4 protein-coding genes are annotated in these 3,811 nt (G+C 71.6%); 3 read left to right on the top strand and 1 reads right to left on the bottom strand.

The window, feature by feature from the left end; translation table 11 throughout:
- Nucleotides 1–283 (bottom strand): hypothetical protein (locus B0E53_RS37200; RefSeq protein WP_146167897.1); only part of this gene is annotated, 283 nt, incomplete at its 3' end.
- A gap of 146 nt (nt 284–429) precedes the next feature.
- Here B0E53_RS37200 and B0E53_RS34050 point away from each other — a divergent pair.
- The 3 genes from B0E53_RS34050 (at nt 430) to B0E53_RS34060 (ending at nt 3,639) form a co-directional block, all read left to right on the top strand.
- The gene (locus B0E53_RS34050; RefSeq protein WP_107079664.1) at nt 430–1,755 is read left to right on the top strand and encodes a HEAT repeat domain-containing protein; all 1,326 of its coding nucleotides are present in this window, start codon (nt 430–432) and stop codon (nt 1,753–1,755) included.
- Nucleotides 1,756–1,776: 21 nt separating this feature from the next.
- Nucleotides 1,777–2,409, top strand: a complete 633-nt coding sequence (locus tag B0E53_RS34055) for a DUF6073 family protein (RefSeq protein WP_107079665.1) — start codon at nt 1,777–1,779, stop codon at nt 2,407–2,409.
- 117 nt (nt 2,410–2,526) lie between these two features.
- Nucleotides 2,527–3,639 (top strand): SRPBCC domain-containing protein, encoded by a 1,113-nt coding sequence (locus B0E53_RS34060; protein ID WP_107079666.1) that lies wholly within the window; start codon nt 2,527–2,529, stop codon nt 3,637–3,639.
- Nucleotides 3,640–3,811: the final 172 nt, after the last annotated feature.

Below are 3,811 nucleotides of genomic sequence, written 5' to 3' on the forward strand. Positions count from 1 at the left end.
CTCCACCGTGGACCAGGGTGAGCTGCCGCCCACCCGCCCGCCGGTACGCGTCGAGCAGCGCGCCGGCACCGCCCGCCGGCCACCGTCCGTCGAGGACCAGCACGTCGGCCTCGGGTCCGGCGGCCGGATAGGGCTGCCGGCGCAGGTGCCGGACGAGGGGATGGTCGGCGGGGCCGGTCACCCGCCAGCGGGCCGCGCGGGGGGTGGGCCGGACGGGCGCCGGTGCGGGCCGCAGGGCACGCAGGGCGATCCGGGAGGGGCGCGAGAGGGGCTCAGGTGACATGGGGCACCTTCCACTCAGCAACTTCATAAAGATATATCGATCGTGCTCTTGAGGCAATCACAAGGCTGAGCAACTTGAAAGAAATATAGGGAACGCGGAAGCCCTAGCGTCGAGGCACAGGCCAGAAAGCGCCGAAGGAGGCAGCAATGGCAATCGATCTCTGTAACAAGTCGCCGGGTGCTCTCGCGCAGGGCGCCCAGGGTGCGTGGGAGGAGGCGGTCCCGGCCGAGGCCGCACCGGTCAACCTGGACGCCCTCACCGCGGACCAGCGCGACGCGCTCAACTTCTCCTACCGGACCACGCTGCCGGCGATGGACCCGCGCTTCGTCGCCGGTGACCCGGCGGCCTGGGCGAGCGACTTCGGGTACGCGCTGAACAAGGTCGCGGTCCGGCTGGACAACCGCACCAACCAGGAACTGCGCGACGCCGCGCTGAACCACCCCGACGCGGCCATGCGCGAGCAGGCCCTGTTCGAGTACGCCGACCGCGACCTGCCGGACGCGATCGAGCTGCTCGGCCAGGCCGTGCTGCACGACCCCAACCGCGAGGTCCGCTGGGACGCGCTGTGGGCCATCGAGAAGCTGGGCGGCGCCCACGCGGTGGCCACCCTCAGCAAGTTCGCCAAGGACACGGACCCGGAGATCGCCGAGTGGTCGCACCTGTTCCGCAGCGAGCTGCAGACGGGCGACCCGGCGTTCGACGGCCGGGGCGGCAAGTTCACCCCGGGCCGCACCTTCGACGAGACCATCTACCTGCTGATCCACTGCGACCTGTACGTGCGGCTGGACGACTCCAACCAGCACTGGGGCAAGATCTCGCTGGCCCCGCAGGGCCTGGCCCGGATCTACGGCCAGGCGCACGCCTGCCCCAACGTGGCGACCCGCGAGCGGCAGCTCGTCATCGCCAAGACCATCGACGGGCTGCACGCCGACGGCTCGCCGCACTGCGACAACTACCTGTTCCGCGGCTTCACCGACCGGACCCGCCGGGACCGCGGCAACTTCTTCTTCGAGTCGCTGGTGCCCCGGACGTTCTTCAAGTCCGGCCGCGCCGACGACCCGAGCGAGGGCACCCGCCAGGCCAACATCGGCTTCGCCCGGTACGGCACCTGGCACCTCGACCCGAAGTTCCAGATCCACGACGAGGCGGCCATCCGCTACGTCCGCGGTCGCTTCCAGGGCTGGGGCCACATCAACCTGGCCCGGGTGGCCGGCCGCTCGATGGAGGAGATCCTCCAGCCGGGCAACGGCGTGCTGTCCACGCTGCACGACCCGGAGATCGGCCACATGACCAACGCGTTCATCCTCGGCACCTTCAAGGGGAAGCTGAACGACTGGGACGGCGACGGGGTCATCGACATGAACTCCCGCGACGTCTACTCGACCGTCGACGGCGAGATCGACATGAACCAGGACGGCGTGGCGGACCAGCCCGGCCTGACCTGCTGCGACCACACCTCCCTGCTGCCGTAACGAAGGAAGAGGACACCAGAGATGAGCACCAAGAGCGTTCTTTTCGGTCGGCCGGTCCAGACCGACGGCGTGCCGAACGTCTACGCCGGCGCCCCGGTCGTGCCGTGGACCCCGCCGGAGCCGGGCATCGACAACCTCGGCATCAACTCGATCGACACCTTCGCGGTGCCGGGCGTGGGCGAGTACACCGTCGCCTTCGACGGCTGGGTGCGGGTGGTCCGGTCGCCGTCCACCTCGGGCGACTGGGCCGACGCCGAGGTCTACACCAACCTCATCGAGATGAAGATGGTCGGTGAGTGCGAGGAGCTCGGCAAGATCACCGTCACGCTCAACCCGGACTGCCTCTCGGCCGGCCAGATCCGCACCCCGTTCGACCCGTACGCGGGTGAGGGGCCGTCGGCCAAGGCCTGCCGGATGGCGGTCGGCGCGATCTTCGACATGCCGAAGCTCGGGCTGAAGCTGATGAACCGCGAGCCGATCATCCTGACCATCGACGACGTGCGCAGCATCCCGCCGGCGGGCGCCCCGGGCAAGGGGCAGATCTACCGGATGATGCCGCTGCTCGACGTCAACGACCCGGACGGCCAGCCGGTCGCGTACCTGACCAGCCTCCGGTTCAACATGGGCGGCTACCTGAAGCCCGACCAGATGTGATTCCCCGCGGTGCGGGAGGCCGGCTCCGGCCGGTCTCCCGCACCGGCACGACCGCCCCGCCCACCACGAGGGCCGGGGCGCGGCAACCCGAAGGAGCGACGACAGTCGGAGGTTGGCATGCCCGTGGACGACCGGAGCGCACCCGCTCCCCGGCTGGAGCCCCGACCGGGCTTCACCGGGGTCGAGCCCGATGACTTCCCGCTGCTGCACCGCAACGGCGGCTATCCGCTGGCCCAGGACCGCTGGGAGCGGCTGGTCAGCCAGGTCCACATCCCCGCGCCCGCCGACCGGGTCTGGTCGGCGCTCACCGATCCGGAACAGGTCGCGCAGTGGCTCGCGGTCTGCCGGGGCGGGTGGGCCACCGCCGACGGTGAGGCGATCCTCGACTTCGAGGACGGGGAGTTCTTCTTCTGCCGGATCCGGGACGTGCGGGAGCCGGCCTCCGGCGGCGAGGGCCGCCTGTCGTACCTCTGGCGCTGGGTGGGGGTGGGCCCGGCCACCGAGGTGACCTGGCAGCTCACCGCGACCCCGCACGGCACCCAGGTCACCGTCGTCGAGGAGGCGTTCAACCCGCCCTCGGACTGGCGGTCCTGGAACGGCATGGGCTGGCCCGGCATCCTCGACCAGCTCGCCGACTTCATCCGCACCGGGGTGCCGTGGCGCTGGCCCTGGCGGCGGATGGGCCCCTACGTGCAGACCGAGCTGCCCGGCACCACCTTCGAGGTCTGGGGGTTGCTCACCTCGACCCCGGCCACCCAGTTCTGGCTCAGCCGCACCAGCGGCAGCCTGGACGCCGGCAGCGAGGTCGGCCTGATCCTCGGCGACGCCAGCGGGGTCGCCACCATGAAGGTCACCCGGCACGTCGAGGCGTACCAGCAGTTCCCGTCGTACCTGCCGCGGCTGGAGTTCAACCTCCGGCGGCCGGGCTGGCCGGGCGAGCTGGAGGGGCACCTCTGGATCGAGCCGGCCGGGCTGGGCGGCAGCATCATCCAGGTCTTCCACTCCAACTGGGAGGCGCTGAGCACGATCGCCCCGCCGCTGGACGAACGCAAGATCCTCACCGGCTACTGGGTGGGCGCGTTCGGCCGGGCCGCGCTGCTCTGCCAGCGGGCGTTCGGGGACTCGTTCCCGGCGGCGCCGCCCGGTCGGGACCTGGACATCCCGGCCGACCTGAACGGCACCGGGAACGGCCAGCGGGTCGACGCCGGCCCGCACGGCTGGAGCCGGTAGGCCACGGTGGCGGCGCCGGCGGTGGGCACCCATCAGGACCGCCGCCGGCGGCGTCGCCACCAGATCAGCCGGGCGCCCAGCGCCACCAGCACCACGGCGTTGGCGGCCAGCACCGCCAGGGTCAGCGGATCGGGCGGCCCGGCGTGCCCGGCGTGGCCCTCGGCCGCCGCGG

Origin of the sequence: Micromonospora sp. MH33 (assembly GCF_003013775.1) — a bacterium.
Taxonomy (GTDB): domain Bacteria; phylum Actinomycetota; class Actinomycetes; order Mycobacteriales; family Micromonosporaceae; genus Micromonospora; species Micromonospora fulviviridis.